Raw genomic sequence first — 17,570 nt, 5'->3', positions numbered from 1 at the left:
CTGCCAGCCTGGCCCACGGCCTGGCCGAAAACGTGGCTGCGCAAGTGCTGGCCATTGCTTCGAGCTACAGCCACATCCTGTTTCCGGCCACCGCTAGCGGCAAGAACATCGCCCCCCGCGTGGCTGCCAAGCTGGACGTGGCCCAGATCAGCGATATCACCAAGGTCGTGAGCGCCGACACCTTCGAGCGCCCGATCTACGCCGGTAACGCCATTGCCACCGTGCAATCGGGCGACGCGGTGAAGGTCATCACCGTGCGCACCACGGGTTTTGACGCCGCTGCCGCCTCCGGTGGCAGCGCCGCTGTCGAAACCGCCGCTGCCGCTGCCGCTGCCGATGGGGGCAAGAGCAGCTATGTGGGCAGCGAGATCGCCAAGAGCGACCGCCCTGAACTCACCGCCGCCAAGATCATCGTCTCCGGTGGCCGTGCTCTGGGCAGCAAGGAAAAGTTCGACGAAGTCATCACCCCCCTGGCCGACAAGCTGGGTGCCGCCATCGGCGCCAGCCGCGCTGCGGTGGATGCGGGCTACGCCCCGAACGACCTGCAGGTGGGCCAGACCGGCAAGATCGTCGCGCCGCAGCTGTACATCGCCGCCGGCATCTCGGGCGCCATCCAGCACTTGGCTGGCATGAAGGATTCCAAGGTGATCGTTGCGATCAACAAGGACCCCGAAGCCCCGATCTTCAGCGTGGCCGACTACGGCCTGGAAGCCGACCTGTTCACGGCAGTGCCGGAACTGGTGAAGGCGCTGTAAGGCGCCCTGGCCCCATAGCCGCTACAAAAGGCATCGCTTGCGATGCCTTTTTTTTGACGAAATTTCCCGGAGACCCCCATGAGCTACACCGCCCCCGTCAAGGACATGCTGTTCGATATCGAGCACCTGGCCAACATCGAACAGATCGCGCAGATCCCCGGCTTTGAAGATGCCGGCCTGGACACCGCCGCTGCCGTGCTGGAAGAGTGCGCCAAGTTCAACGAGGGCGTGCTGGCTCCGCTCAACTTCGAAGGCGACAAGAACCCATCGAGCTTTCAATCCGGTGTGGTCACCACCACCCCCGGCTTCAAGGACGCATTCCGCCAGTACGGCGAGGGCGGCTGGCAGGGCCTGCAGCACCCGGCCGACTTTGGCGGCCAGGGCCTGCCCAAGACCATCGGCGCGGCCTGCATCGAGATGACCAACAGCGCCAACATGAGCTTTGCGCTGTGCCCGCTGCTGACCGACGGCGCCATCGAGGCACTGCTCACGGCTGGCAGCGACGAGCTCAAGGCCACGTATCTTGAAAAGCTGGTGACGGGCGAGTGGACCGGCACCATGAACCTGACCGAGCCCCAGGCTGGTTCGGACCTGGCGCTGGTGCGTTCGCGCGCCGAGCCGCAGCCCGATGGCAGCTACAAGGTCTTTGGCACCAAGATCTTCATCACCTACGGCGAGCACGACATGGCCGCCAACATCGTGCACCTGGTGCTGGCCCGCGTGCAGGGTGCGCCCGAGGGCGTGAAGGGCATCAGCCTGTTCGTGGTGCCCAAGTTCCTGGTCAACAAGGATGGCTCGCTGGGCGCGCGCAACGACGCGCACTGCGTGAGCATCGAGCACAAGCTGGGCATCAAGGCATCGCCCACCGCCGTGCTGCAATTCGGCGATAACGGTGGTGCCGTCGGTTATCTGGTGGGCGAGGAAAACCGGGGCCTCGAATACATGTTCATCATGATGAATGCCGCGCGCTACGCCGTGGGCATGCAGGGCATCGCGATTGCCGAGCGCGCCTACCAAAAGGCCGTGCAGTATGCGAAAGACCGCGTGCAAAGCCGCCCGGTGGATGGCAGCATCGCCGCCAGCGCGCCCATCATCCACCACCCCGATGTGAAGCGCATGCTCATGACCATGCGCGCCTACACCGAAGGCTGCCGCGCCATGGCCACGGTGGCGGCTGCCGCGTTTGACGCTGCACACCACCACCCCGACGCCGACACGCGCAAACAGAACCAGCCGTTCTACGAATTCATGGTGCCGCTGGTCAAGGGCTACAGCACCGAGATGAGCCAGGAAGTCACCAGCCTGGGCGTGCAGGTGCATGGCGGCATGGGCTTCATCGAAGAAACGGGCGCTGCGCAGTACTACCGCGACGCTAAGATCCTCACCATCTACGAAGGCACCACCGCCATCCAGGCCAACGACCTCGTGGGCCGCAAGACGGCGCGCGACGGCGGCCAGACGGCCAAGGGCATCGCCGCGCAGATCGAAAAAACCGAAGCCGACCTGCTGGCCAGTGGCACGCCCGCTGCCCTGGCCGTGGCCAAGCGCCTGACGGCCGCGCGCAAGGCGCTGCTCGATGTGATTGACTTTGTGGCTGGTGGCACCAAGGCCCAGCCCAACGCCGTGTTTGCGGGCAGCGTGCCCTACCTGATGCTTGCGGGCAATGTGGTGGCGGGCTGGCAGCTGGCGCGCAGCCTGCTGGTGGCGCAGGACCTGTTGCAAAAGGGACAGGACCAAGCCTTCATGCGCGCAAAAATCACCACGGCACAGTTCTATGCCGACCACATCCTGGTGAAGGCCCCCGGCCTGCGCGACAGCATCGTGGAAGGCGCGGCCAGCGTGACCGAGCTGGCGCTGGACGCCTTCTGAGGCGCGGCGAGCGAGCTGTGAGGAGACGCACCCCTGTGCTGCAGGGTGCTATAAAAATAATAGCTGCTAGCGCATATCCATCAGGCGGTAGCGGCCCATTTCATCCTAATTTCTTGTCCTGGAAGTTGTTGCCATGTCCAAACTGCCACCCGTGCTGCAAAACCTGTCGCTGCCTGTCATCGGCTCGCCGCTGTTCATCATCAGCAACCCCAAGCTCGTGATCGAGCAGTGCAAGGCCGGTGTGGTGGGCTCCATGCCCGCGCTCAACGCCCGCCCTGCCGAACTGCTCGACGAATGGCTGGCCGAGATCACCGAGACCCTGGCCGCGTACAACAAGGCCAACCCCGACAAGCCCGCCGCGCCGTTTGCCATCAACCAGATCGTGCACAAGAGCAACGACCGCCTGGAGCACGACATGCAGGTCTGCGCAAAGTACAAGGTGCCGATCATCATCACCAGCCTGGGTGCGCGTGAGGACGTGAACCAGGCCGTGCATGGCTGGGGCGGTGTGGTGCTGCACGACATCATCAACAACAAGTTCGCGCGCAAGGCCATCGAGAAGGGCGCCGACGGCCTGATCGCCGTGGCCGCCGGTGCGGGCGGCCATGCGGGCGTGAAGAGCCCGTTTGCGCTGATCCAGGAGATCCGCCAGTGGTTCGATGGCCCGGTGGCCCTGAGCGGCTCCATCGCCAGCGGCGGTGCCGTGCTGGCCGCGCAGGCCATGGGGGCGGACTTCGGCTACATCGGCTCGGCCTTCATTGCCACGCACGAGGCACGCGCCAGCGATGCGTACAAGCAGGCCATCGTCGAAGGCAGCTCGGACGACATCGTCTACAGCAACCTGTTCACCGGCGTGCATGGCAACTACCTGGCACCCTCGATCCGTGCCGCAGGCATGGACCCGGACAACCTGCCCGAGTCCGACCCGAGCAAGATGAACTTTGGCGGCGACGCCAAGAAGGCCTGGAAGGACATCTGGGGCTGCGGCCAGGGCATTGGCGCCATCAGCGCCGTGACCAGCACCGCCGAGCTGGTGGCCAGGCTGCGCAGCGAGTACGAGGCGGCACGCGCGCGCCTGAAGCTCTGATGCTGCGCTGATCTTCTGTTTTTCGGCCGTTATCCACGCCAGTTGCATGGCCTGGTGGCGGCCCGAGAGACACCGGTTTCGCCCACCCAGCGCGTCACGCGCACGGTGGGCGAAGTCGTTTCAAGCACCTTCGCGCAAGGGCAAACCCCCATAAACCGGCCCCCGGTGGCTGCAGATAATGGTGATGAACAATAACCAAAGCAAGCCGGCTTTGGTGGCGGGTTCAGCACATTCTTTGCAAGGTGGGTGCGCGATGGTTCGTTCTTTGGTAGTGCTGCTGGCGGCCTTGTGCGCGACCGGATTGGGCCATGCCCGCAACGAGGGCGTGACCGCCGATGAGATCCGCCTCGGGGCATCGGCCGTGCTGTCGGGGCCGTTGGGCCCGCAGACGGCGCAATATGGCGAGGGCTCGCGGCTTATGTTCGACGCGGTGAACGCCCAAGGCGGCGTGCATGGCCGCATGATCCGCTACACCACGCTGGATGACGGCTTCGATCCGCAAAAGGCGGTGGAAAACACCCGCCAGCTGCTGGAGACCGACAAGGTCTTCATGATCTACAACAGCACGGGCACGGCGCAGACGGCCGCCATCCTGCCGCTGATCAAGGAGTACCGCACGCCGCTGTTCGGCCCGGTCACCGGTGCATCGGTGTTCCGCGAAACCTTCAATCCCTATGTGTTCCATGTGCGCGCGGGGTATGCCAGCGAAGCCAGCAGGATCGTCTCGCAGATGCGCCAGCAGGGCATCAGCCGGGTGGCGGTGTTCTACCAGGACGACGGCCTGGGCAAGACCCTGGCCGCCGAGCTGAAGAAGGCGTCGGACGACGAAAAGCTGCCCTTCGTCGCCGAAATCAAGGTAGACCCCAAACAACCCGACTTTGCCGCTGCGGCCGCCGCCACCGAAAAGGCGCAGCCGCAGGCGGTGATCGTGGCCACGGCGGGGACCACCTTCACGCACTACATCAAGGCCGTGCAGGCCACGGCCGCGCGGCCTGCCTACTACGGGTTCTCGGTCGCCAGCCTGGATGTGATCAACCGCGAACTCAAGGACAAGGCGCGCGGCATCATCCTCGCGCAGATCATGCCGTCTCTGCGCAACACCACCATCCCGGTGGTGGCCGAGTACCTGAGCCTGCTGCGCGCCAAGTCGCCCAACGCGCAACCTTCTGCGTCGCAATTCGAAGGGTTTGTGCATGCACGCCTGCTGGTGGAGGGCCTGCGGCGCACCGGGCGCAACCTGACCACCGAATCGTTCACCAAGACCATGGAAGACGCGGGCGAAATTTCGTTCGGCCGCTTCAGCGTGAAGTATTCCCCCAAGAGCCACAACGGCTCCACCTATGTCGAGCTGGCGATCGTGGATGCGGAAGGCAGCCTGCGGTACTGAGTCTGGAGGCGCGCGCAGGCCTGCGCAGAATAGGGGGTGTCGCGCCAAGCGCAGAGCGATTGCCCATAAATCGTGCCGACAGAGGACAATAGAGGTTTTGCCTGCTGTTGCGGCCCTTTCCGGCCTCGGCAAGGCTCCATACCCCGGCACCTTACCGACCCCGCGCAGCCATGTCGTCCTCTCCCTCCCGCACACCCCTGATCGACATGGTCAAGGCCATGGCGTGCATCACCATCGTGTGGCACCACCTGGCCTTCTACGGGCCCATGTCGGACATCGCCCAGCCCTTGGCCCCGGCCCTGATGGCGTGGCTGTATGACTATGGGCGCATGGCGGTGCAGGTGTTTCTGGTGCTGGGCGGCTACCTGGCTGCCGCCAGCCTGGCGCCCCAGGGCGTGGCGCGGTTTGACCATGCGGGCAATGCGGTGGCCAAGCGTTTTGTGCGCCTGGTCGTGCCCTACGCGGTGGCGCTGTTGTTGACCGTGGTGGTGGCTGCACTGGTGCGGCCCTGGATGGCGCATCCTTCGGTGCCCGAGGAGCCGACCCTGGCGCAGCTGCTGGCCAATGCCCTGCTGCTGCAGGACATCGTGGATGAAGATGCCCTGTCGGCCGGGGTCTGGTACGTGGCTATCGACTTCCAGCTGTTTGCACTGAGCGTGCTTGTCTGGGCGGGCGTTCGGGCGCTGCCGGGGGCGTGGGCGCAGCGGCACGGGGCTGCGCTGGCCCGGGCGATCATCGTGGCCGGTGTGGCGGCATCGCTGTGGGTCTTCAACCGCATGGCGGGGCTCGACATGTGGGCCATCTACTTCTTTGGCGCCTATGGCCTGGGCATGTTGGCCTTCTGGGCCGTGCGCGCGCCCAGCCCGGTGGGGTGGCTGAGCGCCATCGTGTTGCTGGGCGGTGGGGCCCTGGCGATGGATTTCCGGGGCCGCATCGTGGTGGCGCTGGTCACAGCGCTGTGCCTGGTGGTGGCGCTGCGGTCCGAGCGTGTGCGTGCCTGGGGGGGCTTTGCGCCGCTGGTGCGCGTGGGGCAGATGTCCTACTCCATCTTCCTTGTGCACTTTGCCGTGTGCCTGCTCGTCAACGCGGTGGTCAGCCATTTATGGCCTGCGTCGCCGGTGCCCAATGCGCTGGGCATGCTGCTGGCGTTTGTGCTGTCCCTTGCTGCCGGGCGTCTGTTGTACCTGCGGGTGGAGCAGCATGTGCCCACCTGGTCCACCGCCTTGCGCTGGCAGGCGGGGCTGGTGGGCACTGGTCTGCTGGTCGCCGTCTCCAACAACGGGTTCTGATTCTGAGTGAGGGCTCGCCAAGAGCCCTTCAACGCTGCAGCTTGCGCTCACGCCGCTTGCGCTGCCGGTCCAGAAACCAGGCCATGAAGGGCAGGATCAGCATCGAGCCCGGAATCACCCAGATGAACAGGTAGGGGCTCACGGACGATGCCGACCGCATCACATCGCGCAGATGGGCGCGTTCATCGGCCGTCCAGTTGCCCTGGCGGCGCTGCTGCACCAGCCACACCACCGATCCTTTCATGGTGGCCATCTCGCGCTTGAGACGGCTCTTTTCACGGCTGTTACCCGCGAGGAACGAGCAGAACCATTCGGGCGCCCGCTCCATGCGGCTCTGGAAGGCGAGGGTGGAGTCCGGGTCGAACTGATCGATGGACGGGGGCAGGTCTGGCGTGTTCTGGGCGGGCGGTGTGGTCATGGCGGCTGCCATTGTCGCGGCTCATGGCGCTTTGCACCACCCCAATCCATGGCACCCACGCCATCCAGACGGGGTCAATGGGAACAGACGGCGCTCAGCGCTCCAGGAGGCTCCTGTTACCCCGTAACCTCAGAGACTGGCGCGCCCAAAGGCCAGGGCAGCCAAGCAAGGGCCGCCCCGCCGCGAGGGCTGCGTCCCCCTGTCCGCAGAGCGCAGCGCTGCGAGAGCGGGGGGAAGCGGCGCAGCCGCTCAGGGGGGTGTTCCGAATTCACCGGTGCAATTCGCCAGCGCTCTCGGGCTGGTACAGGATGTCCTTCACCCGCACCGTCATCGACTTGCCACCCGGTCCGGGCCAGGCCAGTTCGTCGCCCACCGCCAGGCCCAGCAGGGCGCTGCCCACGGGGGCAAAGATCGAGATGCGGTCTGCGGTGCCGTCCGCGTCGCGTGGGTAGACCAGCGTCAGGCAGAACTCCTTGCCCGTCTCCAGGATGGAGAACTGCACGGTCGAGTTCATGGTCACCACATTGGGCGGGATCTCCTCGGGCGGCACCACGTCCGCCCGATCAAGCTCTGCCTGCAGATCCGCCTTGCCTGGAAAGACGCTGGCCGGAATCGCGGCCAGCAGGGCCTCGATGCGGTCAACGTCGAGTGACGACAGGATGATCTGGGGCTTGCGCGCCATGGCAGTACCTCTGGGATGGTTGTGACAAAGCGCGGGACTGTAGTCCATCGCGAATCTCGCACTGCCGCGCGCGGGCATTCGGGGCTGCGTGGGCGGCGTTCAGTCGCCCTTGATGTTGCGGGCCTGGATGAGTGCGCCAAACCGTGTGCTGTCGATGGCGGCGCGTGCGTGGAAGTCGGCGGGCGACATCGGCGCGGGCACGCCACCCAGCGCGGTGATGCGGTCCTTCACGGCGGTGGTGGCCAGCACCTTGTTGATCTCGCGGTTCAGGCGGGCCACCACTTCGGGCGGCGTGCCTGCGGGAGCATAAAAGCCAAACCAGGTGTCGGCATCAAAACCCTTGAGACCCACCTCATCGAGCGTGGGCACATCCGGGAACAGGGGCGAGCGCTTGGCACTGCCCACCGCCAACAGTTTGAGCTTGCCCGCCTTCACGTGCTGGAGTCCGATGCCGGGGTCGAACATGAAATCCACCTGCCCGCCCAGCAGGTCCTGCATGGCGGGGGCAGCACCCCGGTAGGGCACATGCACGGCAAACACATTGGCCTGGGCCTTGAGCATCTCGGCGGCCAGGTGTGGCGAGCTGCCATTGCCCGGCGTGCCAAAGCTCAGCTTGCCGGGGTGGGCCTTGAGGTACTGCATGAACTCCTGGATGTTGTTGACCGGCAGCGTGGGCCGCACCTCCAGGAACACCAGCACCCGCGCAGCCGCCGCCACGGGCACCAAGTCCTTGGCGGGGTCGAACGGCATCTTGGGGTACAGGTGCGGGTTGACCGACACCATGCCGCCCGAACTCATGAGCAGGGTGTAGCCGTCGGCCGGCGCCTTGGCCACCGCCTCGCCGCCGATGTTGCCGCCCGCGCCGCCCCGGTTCTCGACCACCACGGGCTGGCCCAGCGCAGCTTGCAGCGGCACGGTGACTGCGCGCGCAATCTGGTCGGCCGCGCCGCCTGCGGGGAAGTTCACGATCACCTTGATCGGCTTGCCGGGCCAGGCCTCGGTCTGGGCCTGGGCGGGCTGCAGCAGCAGGCTGAAGGCCATGCCAGCCAGGGCCAGCGCGCCCAGCAGGTGGCGCTTGGAGCGTGGGGGATAGGAATGCATGCGTGTCTCCGGTAAAGCCCGGGTGTGCCGGGTCTTGTGCAATGAACAAAAAAGTTGGAAGGCATGGTGGGTTTGTTCACACCTTCTCAGGCGACATCCACCTCCACCAGAATGGCGCGGGGGTGCGCCAGCGCCTCGCGCAGCACCGGCGCCAGCTGGCTGGCATCGCTCACGCGCACGGCGTCGCAGCCCTGGCCCCGCGCCAGCGCCAGGAAGTCCAGGTCGGGCAGGTCGGTGCCTTCGAGCTTGTCGCCCTCGTGGAAGCCGAAGGTGGGGGCGAACTCCTGCAGGGCTGCATAGCGCCGGTTCTTCAGGATGATGAAGGTGATGGGCAGCTGCAACTGCGCCGCGCTCCACAGCGCCTGGATGGAGTACATCGCCGAGCCGTCGCCGATGAGTCCGATGACCTTGCGATCAGACTTGGCCAGCGCCACCCCCACGGCGGCGGGCAGGCCATAGCCCAGGCCGCCGCTGCACATGGTGTAGAAGGTCTCGCTTTGCAAAATGGGCAGGTAGGCGTGCATGGCGGCGCGCGAGCTGGGGGCTTCCTCCACCACGATGGACGCTGCATCGCGCACCTCGGCCAGTGTCTGCATCACATAGGGAACGCTCATCAATGCACCAGGCGCTGAAGCCTCGGCCCGTGGCCGCGCGGCGCGGGGTGGGGGCAGGGCGCGCACTGCAGGCGCCGGGCGCGCGAGCAAGTCCTGCACCCCCAGGCGCACGCTGCCCACGGCCGAGGTGCCTTCGGGTGTCCAGGCGGCCGTGCCCGGGTCGTCGATCAGTTGCACCAGCTGCGCCCCGGGCGGCACATGCGGACCAAAGCCTTCCACGTGGTAGGTGAAGGCGGCGGCGCCCAGCGCAAACACCAGGTCGTGCCCGCCCAGCAGCGCCACGATCTTCTCGCGCATGGCGGGCAGCACGCCCGCAAACAGGCGGTGGTCCTGCGGAAAGCCGCAGCGGCCGGACATGGGCGCGATCCACACGGCGGCGTTGTGCCGCTCGGCCAGCGCCAGCACATCGTCCCAGGCGCGGTCGCGGTCTACGGCGGCACCCACCACAAACACGGGGCGCTTTGCGCCGTCCAGCGCATCGCCAATGGCCTGCAGCACACGGGGCTCGGGGCGCGACTCGGTGCTCACGGTGCGGGCCTGCAGCAGCTCACAAGGCTTGTCCCAGTCGTCGGCGGGGATGGACACCAGCACCGGCCCGCGCGGCTGCTGCATGGCGATGTAGTAGGCGCGGGCGATGGCCAGGGGCACGTCTTCGGCGCGCGCGGGCTCGATGCTCCACTTCACGTAGGGCTTGGGCAGCTCGGTGGCCTGGCCCGAGAACAGGAAGGGGTCGAACGGCAGGATGGAGCGCGCCTGCTGCCCGGCCGTGATGACCATGGGCGTGCGGTTCTTGTGCGCCGTGAAGATGTTGCCCATGGCGTGGCCCACGCCTGCGGCCGAGTGCAGGTTCACAAAGGCTGCGTTGTGCGTGGCCTGGGCGTAGCCGTCGGCCATGCCGACCACCACCGATTCCTGCAGGCCCAGGATGTAGCGGAAGTCCGGCGGGAAGTCGAGAAACAGCGGCAGCTCGGTGGAGCCGGGGTTGCCGAAGATGGTGTTGATGTGAAAGCCGCGCAGCAGGTCCAGCACGGCCTCACGCACGGTGGGCAAAGGGGTTTCGTCAGAAGGCATGCCGCCATCTTCGGGGGGCTTGCTTCATCCATCAATACAATGAAATGACTAAGCGGTATTTGCACAATGCATATCAAGGACATCGACCTGAACCTGCTGCGGCTGTTCGATGCGGTCTACCGCACACGCAATGTGAGCCGCGCCGCCGACCTGCTGGAACTGACCCAGCCCGCTGCCAGCCAGGCGCTGACGCGTCTGCGCCTGCTCATCAAAGACCCGCTGTTTGTGCGTGCAGGCGGTGGCGTGCAGCCCACCCCCAAGGCCGACCGGTTGGCCAACGCCGTGCGCAGCGCCCTGGGCCTGCTGGAAGAGGCGCTCAACGAGTCTGCCCAGTTCGAGCCGTTGCAGTCGCACAAGGTCTTCCGCATCCACATGAGCGACATTGGCGAAGGCCGCTTTCTGCCCGACCTGATGGTGGCGCTGCAGCACCAGGCGCCCGGCGTGCGGCTGGAGACATTGCCGGTGCCGCGCCACGAGATCCCGCAGCGGCTGGACAGCGGCGCCATCGACTTCGCCTTTGGTTTTTTGCCCACGGTGAAGGACACGCAGCGTGTGCAGCTGCTCCAGGACCGCTACGTGGTGCTGCTGCGCGCAGGCCACCCCTTCGCGGCCGCCAGGCGCGGCGGCCCCGCACTGCTCAGCGCCCTGCGGCAGCTGGAGTTTGTGGCCGTGCGCTCCCACTCGGACACCCTGCGCATCCTGGAGATGCAGCAGCTGCAGGACCGCATCCGCCTGACCACCGAACACTTCATGGTGCTGCCCGCCATCGTGCGCGCCACAGACCTGGCCGTGGTCATGCCCCGCAACATTGCGCGCACCTTTGCGGCCGACGGGGGCTACACCTTGATCGAGCCCGCGCTGCCGCTGCGCGACTTCACCGTGTCGCTGCACTGGAGCCGCCGCTTTGAAAGCGACCCCGGCAACCAGTGGATGCGCGGCCTGATCGAGCGACTGTTCAAGGAGTGAAGCAGGGCCGGTGCGGCGCGAGCGTCCGCGGGGCAGGGGCAGGTTCGCAGAACCCAACCGTTCAAGACCGTCAGCGATCTGCAGGCCCCGCCGCTGTCTGACTTGGTTGGTCTGAGTAGATCCGGTAGCCGTTTTTTCCCGAGCGTTTTATCTGGTACATGGCCTTGTCCGCATGCTCAAGCAGTTCCGCCAGGCTGTTGCCGTGGATGGGGTAGAGGCTGATGCCAATGCTTGCGCCAAGCACGAAGCGCTTGTCCTCGACCGCAATCGGTGCAATCAGTTCTCCGAGCAACTTGGTGGCAATGTCTCCGACCTGCTCTGTGGCTTCCAGCTGGGTGCAGATCACCACGAACTCGTCGCCTCCGATGCGGGCACAGATATCCGTGCTGCGTGTGCATCGTCGCAGCCGATTCGCGACCGTCCGCAGCACCTCATCACCGGCATGGTGGCCTGCAAGGTCGTTGATGGGCTTGAAGTTGTCCAGGTCGATGAAGATGACGGCGGAGTATTGGTGAGGCCGGTTGGCCAGCACCAGGGCCTTTTCAAACAGGGTGTTCATGTAGCGCTGGTTGTTCAAACCAGTCAGGGGATCCTGAAACGCCATGTCCAGCGCGTTGGCCTCCGCTTGCACCAGCCTCCGCTGAAACTCCGCCAACACGGCGGCCAGCAGCGACAGGTATTGCACCAGCACCAGCACCGTCCCCAGCAAAAACCCCGTTACGCGCCAGTTGGGAAAGGCTTGGAAGATCAGGAAAGCCGACATCCAATGCACTAGCAGCATCGCACTGGCCGCCGCTGTCAGCAGCAGAAGGTGGTGGGGTATTTCGCTGCGGTGCCTGAAGGCCGTCCATGCGACATAGCCGAGGAAGCCTGCATTGAAAACCGCCAGACCGACGCTGCGGGCAATGGGCTGGATGTCAGACAGCCACCCGATCACCACCCATGCTTCGGCCAGCAACAAGGCACCCCAGAACCAGCGGTGCCGCAGCTTCAGCCCCAGGAACTCCACCAGACCGATGGCAAGCAGTGTCTTCTCTACGGCGACCAAGGCGGCATAGGCAAAAACAGCCTCCGCCAGGTCCGTCTGGTCAAGCAACAGCTGATAAGCCAGGCGCGCCGCCAGGGCGAATGCCATGGCCCCTGCCCACCAGCCCGGCCCGGAGTTGGTTCGGGGCACCCTGCTCATCCACAGGAACAGGATCGCAAAAACAGAGTAGGCGGTACAGCCGATGGTGTGGACGATCTCGCTTGGCATTTTGGGTGCTCCGTTGCTCAGCGGGGATGTCGGCGTCTGTGTTGTCTTTCCAGTTGGCTGTGTTGCTGCTGCGCTGCTGCCGCGCTGCGCATTCACGGGCTGGCAGACCACTGAGTGGAAGTATCGCGTTACCTTTTGCAACCTGTCTTCAGGGTCAATACCGTTGCAGGTGTTCGCAAACCCAGAGTTTCGGCCACGTTGCCGATCCCGTGGAGCGGTTTTAATATACTGTTTTTTTATCCAGTAAATTTGCAGCGCTGGAGCCCCGCAGACACGCCCTACACGGAGGCAAGCAGCCATGCCCCGCACCTTCACAGACAAGTCCGACATCCCCGCACCGCCCGAAGAGGTCCGCATCCCGCTGCAGGCCATCCGTGGCCGGGGTGCGGCCACGGCCCTGGCGCACCGGTTTGCGCGCGACACGCGCGAGGTGGCCGACGACGGCTGGGGCCAGCCGCCTGGTGATGAGGACGGTGCAGGCGATGTCCCAGCCACCCCCGCCGCCACCCGCGTGCACCTCGAAACAGCGCGCAGCGCCATCTGCGCCAACGATTCGCCGGACATCTTCTTTGAACTCTCGGTCAACCCCTACCGGGGTTGCGAGCACGGCTGCATCTATTGCTACGCCCGGCCTACGCACAGCTACCTCAACTTTTCGCCCGGGCTGGACTTTGAAACGCAGATCGTGGCCAAGCACAACATCTCCAGCGTGCTGCGGCACGAGCTGGCCCAGCCGCGTTATGTGCCGCGCCTGTTGAACATTGGCTCGGCCACCGATTGCTACCAGCCCGTGGAGCGCGAGCTGAAGCTCACCCGCAGCGTGATCGAGGTGATGCGCGACGCGCGCCACCCGTTTTCGCTCATCACCAAGTCCAGCGGCGTGGAGCGCGACCTGGACCTGCTCGCCCCGCTGGCCGCGCAGCGCCTGGCTGCGGTGTACGTCACCATCACCACGCTCGACGCCACCCTGGCCCGCCGCATGGAACCCCGTGCCGCCGCGCCCCACCGGCGCCTGCGCACCATCCGCGCGCTGGCCGAGGCGGGTGTGCCCGTGGGCGTGAGCGTGGCGCCGCAGATCCCCTTCATCACCGAAGACATGGAGCAGGTGCTGGAGGCCGCGCGCGAGGCAGGTGCGCGCAGTGCCTTCTATACCGTGCTGCGCCTGCCGTGGGAGCTGGATACGCTATTCCGCGAATGGCTGCAGGTGCACTACCCCCAGCGCGCCGCGCGCGTGATGGCCCGTGTGCAAGACCTGCACCACCTCAGCGACGCCGAGCGCCGCGCAGGCAAGACCTACAACAGCGACTTCGCCACCCGCATGAAAGGCACCGGCCTGTGGGCCGACCTGGTGCACCAGCGTTTTTCCACCACTTGCCGCAGGCTGGGCCTGAACCGCGAACGCGTGGAGCTGGACCTGGGCCAGTTCCGCCCCGGACTGCTGCGGGGGCAAAGCAGCCTGTTCTGACCCGGCTGTGTGGCGCGGTGGGATGAAAGTTTGAATAAAAATGGCCGTTTCCGCCCGTCCAGTATGCCTCAATAGCTATCTAAATGATAGCTATTGAGCCAGGCTTCGCAAGCGCACGCCAGGGGGCCACGTGTGGGCTGTATGCATCGCCCCCTCACACGGCCCACAGGCTTTGCACCACCTGCGTGTACAGCGGAATGCCCAGCACGATGTTGAGCGGAAACGTCAGCCCCAGCGACAGGCTCACATACAGCGACGGGTCGGCCTCGGGGATGGCATAGCGCACCACCGCAGGCACGGCGATGTACGAGGCACTGGCTGCCAGCATCATCAGCAGCACCGCATCGCCTGCAGGCACCGCCACCAGCCAGGCCAGGCCCAGCGCCAGCGTGGCGTGGGTGATGGGGCCCAGCACCGCATAGGCCAGCAGCCAGGGCGACTGCTGGCGCACCGCAGGCAGGTTGCGTGCGGTCGATAGGCCCATGTCCAGCAAGAACAGGCACAGCATGCCCTTGAACAGATCACCCGAGAACGGCTGCATGGCCGCCTTGCCCGCATCGCCCGTCAGCAGGCCAATCAGCATCGCGCCCAGCAGCAGCAACTGCGTGCCATCGGTGAACGACTCGTGCAGGATCTTGCCCACCGACAGGTGCGGGCCGCTCTTCCCACTGACGTTGCCCGGGCCGTGACCACCCAGCGTGGCGGCACCCCCGCTGGTCATCGCCACCACGGGTGCGGCGCTAGTGGCCACGGCCACCGCCTGCTGCTTTTGCCGCAGCGCATTGGCCAGCAGCACTGCGAGGATGATGGCGGGCGACTCCATGAGCGCCATCGCCGCCGCCATGTGGCCGCCGTAGGCGATGTGCTGCGACTCCAGGTACTGCGTGGCCGTCACAAACGTCACCGCGCTCACCGATCCATAGGTGGCTGCCACCGCCGCCGCATTGAAGCCCGACAGCACTCGCCGCAAGAGCGCGTAGCCCACCAGCGGCACCACGATGGCCAGCAGCACCGCCAGCCCCAGGCTGGTCGCCACGCTGGGCGTGAAGCCCGACGCCGCCAGCGCAAACCCGCCCTTGAGGCCCAGCGCCATCAACAGGTAGATGGACAAGAACTTCGAGATCGCCGCAGGCATCTCCAGGTTGGACCGCACCAGGCCCGCAAAAATGCCCAGGGCAAAAAACAGGATCGCTGGATCCAGCAAGCTTTGCATCATTCAACTCCTTGGGCGCCAATGCTATGCAGCGCAGGGTGCAAAGTAAAATCGATTCGAATGTGCATATCTATAGATAAAAATCTATGAACATCACCTTTCGCCAGCTGCGGCTTTTTCTGGCGCTGGCCGAAACCGGCAGCGTCAGCGCGGCCGCCAAGGTCATGCACGTCACGCAGCCCACCGCCTCCATGCAGCTGCGCGAGGTGACGCAGGCCGTGGGCCTGCCGCTGTACGAAGTCATCTCGCGCCGCGTGCACCTCACCGAAGCGGGCCACGCCCTGGCCCGCACCGCGCGCGCCATCGCGGGCGAGTGGGACGCGTTCGAGCAGCGCATTGCGGGCGCCAAGGGCCTGACCAGCGGGCGCCTCAAGGTCGCCGTGGTCAGCACCGCCAAATACTTTGTGCCGCGCCTTTTGGGCAGCTTCTGCAAGCTGCACCCGCACATCGACATCTCGCTCGAAGTGCTCAACCGCGACCACGTCATCGGCCGCCTGCGCGCCAACCAGGACGACCTCTACGTCATGTCCATGCCGCCCGCCGACCTGCCGCTGGAAGACGAGATCCTCATGCCCAACCCCCTGGTCGTCATCGCCCCCGCAGGCCATCCGCTGGCGGCCAAAAAGCGCATCAGGCTGGAGCAGCTGCAGGCCGAGCGCTTCATCCTGCGAGAAAAAGGCTCGGGCACCCGCATGGCCACCGACGCGCACCTGCGCGAGGCGGGCTTTGCGCCCCGCACCGTGCTGGAGCTGGGCAGCAACGAAGCCATCAAGGAATCGGTGGAGGGGCAGCTGGGCCTCTCCATCGTCTCCCTCCACGCACTGGGCCCGCACCACGAGGGCCTGGCCGTGCTCAACGTAGTGGGCTTTCCCATCCGCTCGCAATGGCACCTGGTCTGGCCCAAGGGCAAACAGCTGTCACCGATTGCGGAGGTGTTTCGCGGGCACTTGATGGGGGAGGTGGAGGGGTGGATGGGGCGGGGATAGGCCTGCCGGAGGCGTGTCGCGTTACGACTCGTTTTCTGGCTCGCCCGCGAGCCAGCGCGGGTGCGTCTTGGTCGCCCGATCTCTCGTGGCCTCGCGGTAGATCACAAACACCAGCACGGGCACCACGGCTCCCCACAGCAGCCAGCGCTGCGGTCCCGGTGCAACCAATGGGGCCACGGCGGAAATGCCCAGTACGAACAGCAGACACCCCATCTCTTCACGCAGGCTGCGGGGCGGCAGGTTGGAGAGAATGGTTCCGCCACAGCGGGGACACTGCTGGAACGGCTCCCACCGCTTCCCTACAAGTGCCCCGCCCTTTGCTTGGAGGACCGGCAACCACCGCAGGGACCGCTGGCAATGGGGGCAGGCGTGGTTCATGGGCGTTGGGCGTGCTGGCGAGATTTGGCGTTGGCGGGAGCGAGGTCTTTGTTGGGAACCCTCGCGCTCCGTTAGGTTTCGTCGTGGAGGCTTGCACCTGCATTCGGGGTGTCTTGCAACGGTATCTTGAGGAGGTGAAGCAGGATAAACATGATCACCGATACCGAAGAAATGAAAGAAAGCAGCCGAACCAGGGGAGGGTAGTTGGCCTGCGACAGGTGAAAGTGCACAGCCGGGGCGAGCGACGCCACGCTTGCGAGCCACAGCATCCAGAACGCGATTTTCCAGCGCATCCGGGTCCTTGCCGGGGCGTACAACTTTGGCCACATGCAAACCACCGCTGCAACCAGCGCGGCGCCTATCAATACGATGGAAAGTGCCATGTGCCAAGGGGCAACAAAGTACGGACGGCTGGGCGCGAACATGCTCACGACCGCATCGGCAGTGAACACTCCGGCCAAGACCAGTGCGGACGTGCGGGACAGAAACTGGTGGCCTGAGGTGATGGGCATGGGGGCGACACTTCACTTCGCGAGATGGAGCGAAAAGTGTACCTTCCGAGGCCCCTTTACCCCACCCCAATCCCGGCCCCCACCCCCTGCCTGCACCCCCCAAACATATCCAGCCCCACGCTGTACGCCCCGGTCTTCACGTCCATCAGGCCCAGCACCGAGTGGAAGTAGTGATCGTGGGTGATGCGCCGCTCGGCCAGGTCGTGCTGCAGGCAGCCGGTGACGATGTGGGTGCGGGCCTGCATGGCGGGGGAGAGCCAGGTGATCCAGGGCACGTGTTTTTGTACGTCAGGCGCGATGCTGTAGGGCAGGCCGTGCAGGTAGAGGTTGTTTTCGCCCAGCGATTCGCCGTGGTCTGCCACGTACATCATGGCGGTCTGTGCCTTGCCGCCGCGCGCAGAGAGCCACTGGATGACCGCGTCGAGGAAGGCATCGGTCTCGACGATGCTGTTGTCATAGGCGTTCACCACCTGCTGGCGCTCGCATTCCTGCAGCGCGGTGGAGGTGCATTCGGGCAGGAAC

At 65.7% G+C, this 17,570-nt stretch carries 17 protein-coding genes; 8 read left to right on the top strand and 9 right to left on the bottom strand.

The features are described from left to right. The 5 genes from AC07Z7_RS22420 to AC07Z7_RS22400 all read left to right on the top strand — a co-directional run. Positions 1 to 755: electron transfer flavoprotein subunit alpha/FixB family protein (locus AC07Z7_RS22420; protein ID WP_494767722.1), on the top strand; the 755-nt coding region annotated here is incomplete at its 5' end. A gap of 78 nt (positions 756 to 833) precedes the next feature. Then, positions 834 to 2,624 carry an acyl-CoA dehydrogenase gene (locus AC07Z7_RS22415; protein WP_494767721.1) on the top strand — a complete coding sequence of 597 codons (1,791 nt, stop codon included), beginning with the start codon at positions 834 to 836 and terminating at the stop codon, positions 2,622 to 2,624. A gap of 133 nt (positions 2,625 to 2,757) precedes the next feature. Then, positions 2,758 to 3,711 carry an NAD(P)H-dependent flavin oxidoreductase gene (locus AC07Z7_RS22410; protein WP_094287148.1) on the top strand — a complete coding sequence of 318 codons (954 nt, stop codon included), beginning with the start codon at positions 2,758 to 2,760 and terminating at the stop codon, positions 3,709 to 3,711. Between the two features lie 253 nt (positions 3,712 to 3,964). Continuing rightward, on the top strand, positions 3,965 to 5,098 hold the full coding sequence (locus AC07Z7_RS22405; RefSeq protein ID WP_494767720.1) for an ABC transporter substrate-binding protein: 1,134 nt from the start codon (positions 3,965 to 3,967) through the stop codon (positions 5,096 to 5,098). A 170-nt stretch (positions 5,099 to 5,268) separates the two neighbouring features. Next, positions 5,269 to 6,387 (top strand): acyltransferase family protein, encoded by a 1,119-nt coding sequence (locus tag AC07Z7_RS22400; RefSeq protein WP_494767719.1) that lies wholly within the window; start codon positions 5,269 to 5,271, stop codon positions 6,385 to 6,387. 28 nt (positions 6,388 to 6,415) lie between these two features. On the opposite strand, the gene AC07Z7_RS22395 is transcribed toward AC07Z7_RS22400, so the two are convergent. From AC07Z7_RS22395 to mdlC, 4 genes are all read right to left on the bottom strand, one after another. Then, a complete protein-coding gene (locus AC07Z7_RS22395; protein ID WP_063462943.1) occupies positions 6,416 to 6,805 on the bottom strand; it encodes a hypothetical protein in 390 nt (129 codons plus the stop codon). A 268-nt stretch (positions 6,806 to 7,073) separates the two neighbouring features. Then, a complete protein-coding gene (rnk, locus tag AC07Z7_RS22390) occupies positions 7,074 to 7,487 on the bottom strand; it encodes a nucleoside diphosphate kinase regulator (RefSeq protein WP_063462866.1) in 414 nt (137 codons plus the stop codon). Between the two features lie 99 nt (positions 7,488 to 7,586). Continuing rightward, positions 7,587 to 8,588: a Bug family tripartite tricarboxylate transporter substrate binding protein gene (locus AC07Z7_RS22385; protein ID WP_494767718.1), complete on the bottom strand. Its 1,002-nt coding sequence runs from the start codon at positions 8,586 to 8,588 to the stop codon at positions 7,587 to 7,589. 86 nt (positions 8,589 to 8,674) lie between these two features. Further along, positions 8,675 to 10,273 (bottom strand): benzoylformate decarboxylase, encoded by a 1,599-nt coding sequence (gene mdlC, locus AC07Z7_RS22380; RefSeq protein ID WP_494767717.1) that lies wholly within the window; start codon positions 10,271 to 10,273, stop codon positions 8,675 to 8,677. Between the two features lie 66 nt (positions 10,274 to 10,339). Between mdlC and AC07Z7_RS22375 the strand changes: the two genes are divergently transcribed. Continuing rightward, entirely contained in the window at positions 10,340 to 11,239 is a 900-nt protein-coding gene (locus tag AC07Z7_RS22375) for a LysR family transcriptional regulator (RefSeq protein ID WP_494767716.1), read from the top strand. Between the two features lie 70 nt (positions 11,240 to 11,309). Here AC07Z7_RS22375 and AC07Z7_RS22370 read toward each other — a convergent pair whose 3' ends face one another. Then, positions 11,310 to 12,494, bottom strand: coding sequence for a diguanylate cyclase domain-containing protein (locus tag AC07Z7_RS22370; RefSeq protein WP_494767715.1), 1,185 nt, complete (start codon positions 12,492 to 12,494; stop codon positions 11,310 to 11,312). Between the two features lie 298 nt (positions 12,495 to 12,792). Here AC07Z7_RS22370 and AC07Z7_RS22365 point away from each other — a divergent pair, with 298 nt between their 5' ends. Next, the gene (locus AC07Z7_RS22365) at positions 12,793 to 13,959 is read left to right on the top strand and encodes a PA0069 family radical SAM protein (RefSeq protein ID WP_494767714.1); all 1,167 of its coding nucleotides are present in this window, start codon (positions 12,793 to 12,795) and stop codon (positions 13,957 to 13,959) included. A gap of 154 nt (positions 13,960 to 14,113) precedes the next feature. Here the strand turns inward: AC07Z7_RS22365 and AC07Z7_RS22360 are convergent, their stop codons facing one another. Next, complete coding sequence (locus AC07Z7_RS22360) at positions 14,114 to 15,172, bottom strand: sodium-dependent bicarbonate transport family permease (protein ID WP_494767713.1); 1,059 nt, start codon at positions 15,170 to 15,172, stop codon at positions 14,114 to 14,116. Positions 15,173 to 15,258: 86 nt separating this feature from the next. Here AC07Z7_RS22360 and AC07Z7_RS22355 point away from each other — a divergent pair, with 86 nt between their 5' ends. Next, positions 15,259 to 16,158 carry a LysR family transcriptional regulator gene (locus tag AC07Z7_RS22355; RefSeq protein ID WP_494767712.1) on the top strand — a complete coding sequence of 300 codons (900 nt, stop codon included), beginning with the start codon at positions 15,259 to 15,261 and terminating at the stop codon, positions 16,156 to 16,158. A 21-nt stretch (positions 16,159 to 16,179) separates the two neighbouring features. Here AC07Z7_RS22355 and AC07Z7_RS22350 read toward each other — a convergent pair whose 3' ends face one another. The 3 genes from AC07Z7_RS22350 to AC07Z7_RS22340 all read right to left on the bottom strand — a co-directional run. Beyond that, positions 16,180 to 16,335 (bottom strand): hypothetical protein, encoded by a 156-nt coding sequence (locus tag AC07Z7_RS22350; protein WP_494767711.1) that lies wholly within the window; start codon positions 16,333 to 16,335, stop codon positions 16,180 to 16,182. A 272-nt stretch (positions 16,336 to 16,607) separates the two neighbouring features. Next, positions 16,608 to 17,048 (bottom strand): hypothetical protein, encoded by a 441-nt coding sequence (locus tag AC07Z7_RS22345; RefSeq protein ID WP_494767710.1) that lies wholly within the window; start codon positions 17,046 to 17,048, stop codon positions 16,608 to 16,610. A gap of 56 nt (positions 17,049 to 17,104) precedes the next feature. Then, on the bottom strand, positions 17,105 to 17,570 hold a 466-nt coding region (locus AC07Z7_RS22340; protein WP_494767709.1), incomplete at its 5' end, for a sulfatase-like hydrolase/transferase.

The organism is Acidovorax sp. GW101-11A03, assembly GCF_059424825.1.
This window is presented reverse-complemented; position numbering and strand designations above follow the sequence as displayed.